At 29.9% G+C, this 3,768-nt stretch carries 4 protein-coding genes; 1 reads left to right on the plus strand and 3 read right to left on the minus strand.

The annotated features are described in order from the left end of the window. The 3 genes from ACH2BO_RS02500 to ACH2BO_RS02510 form a co-directional block, all read right to left on the minus strand. A partial coding sequence (locus tag ACH2BO_RS02500; protein WP_395043183.1) for a pyridoxal phosphate-dependent aminotransferase occupies nucleotides 1-951 on the minus strand: 951 nt, incomplete at its 3' end. 50 nt (nucleotides 952-1,001) lie between these two features. Beyond that, complete coding sequence (locus tag ACH2BO_RS02505) at nucleotides 1,002-1,832, minus strand: prephenate dehydratase (RefSeq protein WP_395043184.1); 831 nt, start codon at nucleotides 1,830-1,832, stop codon at nucleotides 1,002-1,004. Between the two features lie 264 nt (nucleotides 1,833-2,096). Then, the gene (locus tag ACH2BO_RS02510) at nucleotides 2,097-3,026 is read right to left on the minus strand and encodes a M28 family peptidase (RefSeq protein ID WP_395043185.1); all 930 of its coding nucleotides are present in this window, start codon (nucleotides 3,024-3,026) and stop codon (nucleotides 2,097-2,099) included. Between the two features lie 137 nt (nucleotides 3,027-3,163). Here ACH2BO_RS02510 and ACH2BO_RS02515 point away from each other — a divergent pair. Then, a partial coding sequence (locus ACH2BO_RS02515) for an ATP-binding cassette domain-containing protein (protein WP_395043186.1) occupies nucleotides 3,164-3,768 on the plus strand: 605 nt, incomplete at its 3' end.

Raw genomic sequence — 3,768 nt, forward strand, 5'->3', positions numbered from 1 at the left:
GTTTTTGTCAAAGGTACAATTCAATTTCTCGGCTAATTTAAAAATCAAATTTCTTCGTTTTGTGTAAATTTCATTTTGGCTTTCAAACCAACTTTTTCCTAATTGTAAAGCTGCAATGGCACCTTTCTGAATTCCATAAAACATGCCACTGTCCATATTGCTTTTTACTTTTAAAATTGCTTCTAATAATGTTGCATTTCCTAAAACCATTCCTACTCGCCAACCAGCCATATTAAAAGTTTTTGATAACGAATTTAATTCTAAAGCAATATCTTTTGCACCTTCAATTTGTAAAATTGAAATCGGATTTTCGTTTAAAACAAAGCTGTACGGATTGTCATTTACAATTAAAATAGTATGCTTCTTTCCGAAGGCAATTAATTTTTTAAAAACTTCTAAATTTCCGTTTGCTCCTGTTGGCATATGCGGATAGGAAACCCACATTAATTTTACTTTAGACAAATTTAGTTGTTCTAATTTTTCAAAATCTGGAAACCAATTGTTTTCTTCTATTAAATCATAATATACAGTTTTCGCCTGAACCAATTCGGTAACAGAAGCATACGTTGGATAACCAGGATTGGGAATTAAAACTTCGTCACCTTCATTTAAAAACGCCAAAGAAATATGCATAATTCCTTCTTTTGAACCCATTAAAGGTAAAATTTCTGAAGTAAAATCTAAATCAACTTGAAACTCATTTTTATAAAAAGTTGCTATTCCTTTTCTCAATTCTGGCAAACCTTGATAGCTTTGATATTCATGTGCTTTTTCGTCAAATAATGATTGTTGTATGGCTTCAATTACAGAATTATCTGGTGTTAAATCTGGACTTCCAATTCCCATATTAATAATAGGTTTTCCATCAGCAATAAGTTGTCGTACTTCTTTCAATTTTTTAGAGAAATAATATTCTTCTACTAAATTTAGTCTGTTTGCTGTTTGTATCATATTTTTCGTCACTGATTTGATAGATTAGACTTATTTAACTAATTTTTTATTTATTCTCTTTTTCCACTTTTATATTCACCAAGCACTTTAAAATGTGTTGTCATTAATACTAAAATCTTTTTGGCTTTTTCATAATGTTTGTATTTGTCAAAAATCACATCTACAAAAAACGAATATTGAAAAGGTGTTTCTATTATTGGCATCGATTGTATTTTGGTTAAATTTAACTTGCAATTGTTCATTACATTTAAAACGGTTGCCAAACTTCCTGCAGTATCATCCAATTCAAATTTTATTGATGCTTTATTTATCTGCTCTTTCGGAATTTCTTTATTCTGCGTTTTTACAATTACAAATCGGGTTTTGTTACTTTGAACCGTGTGAATTCCAGCGGCTAAAATTTCTAAATCGTATAGTTTTGCAGCAATTGGCGCAGCAACAGCAGCAATTCCAAGTAATTTATGTTCTTGAATTCTTCTTGCAGTTTCAGCAGTATCGCCACTTTCAACCAATTTTATGTGTGGATATTGACTAAAAAAAACCGCACATTGTAATAACGCAATTGGATGCGAATGTACTTCGGTAATAGCTTCAATTTTTTGACCTTTTAATACCATCAAATTCATGTGAATATCCAAATAATGTTCGCCAATAATATGTAAATTATTATTGTCAATTAAAGCATAATTCGGAATTATTGAACCTGCAATAGAATTTTCTAATGCCATAACGCCTTTGTCAGCTTGGTTTGTTTTTAAACTTTTCACCAATTCGTCAAACGACATACATTCGTCCAAATCGTTTTCATGCTGAAAATATTCTTGCGCTACTTGATGGTGAAACGAACCTTTGATTCCTTGAATTGCTATTATCTCTTTCATTATTTATTTTTTCTTCAAAAGATTCTGAACAAAATTCAGAATAAAAAAAAATCCTGATTTGCATCAGGATTGTATCTTAGTTAAGTGATTTTATTTTTATCTAAACTATATAACAATCCTTTTCTGTTTCCAGAAATAAAATGAATTGCTATAATAAGTTGCAGTTTGTAACATTTTGTTTTTTTGTATTTGGCTAAAGTAAATAATATATGAATATAAATAAAAATATATGTGATTTTTTTACGCTAACGTTTTCGTTGAATATTATTCTCTCAATTTTTTAACTCTAGTTGGTGTATCAATTCCTTTTACAATACTTTCAGAACTTAGTGCGATTGATTTAATTACTACGGTCATATTGTCTAAATCTAAAGTTGAAACATCGTCAGATAATTGATGATAATTTTCTTCAGAATCCATTTTGGAAGTAGAAATGGTGTGCGCTGGAACTCCTAAAGCTGCCAATCTTGCATTATCAGAACGGTAAAATAATTGCTCTGTTGGATATGGATCCTGATAGAAATTAAAATTTGTTGATTTAAGATTTTGTTGTAAAATAATTCCAAAATTAGATTTTTCAAATCCTGTGATGTAACAAGAATTTTTACCCCATTTGCTTTCGGTTCCAATCATTTCTATGTTAAACATTGCCACAACATTATCTGCATTTATACTTTTAGAGAAAAATCCAGAACCAAATCCGCCAACTTCTTCACCAGTAAATGCTACAAAAATAATAGTGCGTTCGTTAGTGTTTAATTCTTTAAAATAGTTTGCCAATACAATTACGGCTGTAACTCCAGAAGCATCGTCGTTTGCGCCATTGTAAACTTTATCTTTACCATAATCTTTAGTTCCTAAATGATCAAAATGCGCTGAAAAAATTACAAATTCTTCTGGTTTAGATTTTCCTTTTAAAACTCCAATTACATTATTGGCTGGTTTGTTTTTGGCTTCAAATTCTTGTCGGTAATTTTTTAAATCGCCATAAAAATCCAATCCAATTTTACTGAATTCTTTTTCTATAAAAACTGATGCAGAATCAATTCCGGCAGTAAAAATTGCTCTTCCTTGCATCTTATCCGATGCTAATTCGGTTTCAATTCTTATAACTTCGTTTTTATCAATTGTTGGTTTTACTTGCGCTTGACAAATAATTGTAAACAATATAAATAGTACAGATAGTTTTTTCATAATTCAAATTTTTAGAAACAGTAAAATTCTTTTGTAAATATAGAAATCTAAATGCGAATTAAAAAAAGAAAAATCTGAAAAGAAAAAATACTAAATGAAGCTAATTTCTGTTTACATTTGCTACAAATAGATTAATTATGTCAATAGAAGTTGTAAATATTTCGAAGAATTATGGTGCTCAAAAAGCATTGGATAACGTTTCGTTTTCTGTAAAAAAAGGTGAAATTGTAGGTTTTCTTGGTCCAAATGGCGCAGGAAAATCTACTTTGATGAAAATTTTAACTACTTATATTACATCCGATTCTGGAACTGCAACTGTAAACGGAAATGATGTTATTGCTAATCAAAAAGCGGTACAACTTTCGGTTGGTTATTTGGCAGAACACAATCCGTTGTACTTAGATTTGTATGTTAGAGAATATTTAGCGTTTAATGCCGATGTTTATAAAGTAGCAAAATCTAGAATTGAAGAAGTGATTACTTTAACAGGATTAACGCCAGAAAGTCATAAAAAAATTGGTCAATTAAGTAAAGGTTATCGACAACGAGTTGGCATTGCTACCGCGTTGTTGCATAATCCTGATGTATTAATTCTTGACGAACCAACTACAGGTTTAGATCCAAATCAGTTGGTGGAAATTAGAGATTTAATTAGAAATATTGGAGCAGATAAAACGGTTTTTCTTTCTACGCACATTATGCAAGAAGTTGAAGCCATTTGCGACAGAGTAATAATTATAAA

This window comes from Flavobacterium sp. (genome assembly GCF_043773265.1).
GTDB lineage: Bacteria > Bacteroidota > Bacteroidia > Flavobacteriales > Flavobacteriaceae > Flavobacterium.

What these genes read in the sequence shown, in the direction of transcription:
- ACH2BO_RS02510 (WP_395043185.1), bottom strand. Translation starts at nt 3,026, where the DNA reads ATGAAAAAACTATCTGTACTATTTATATTGTTTACAATTATTTGTCAA.
- ACH2BO_RS02505 (WP_395043184.1), bottom strand. Translation starts at nt 1,832, where the DNA reads ATGAAAGAGATAATAGCAATTCAAGGAATCAAAGGTTCGTTTCACCAT.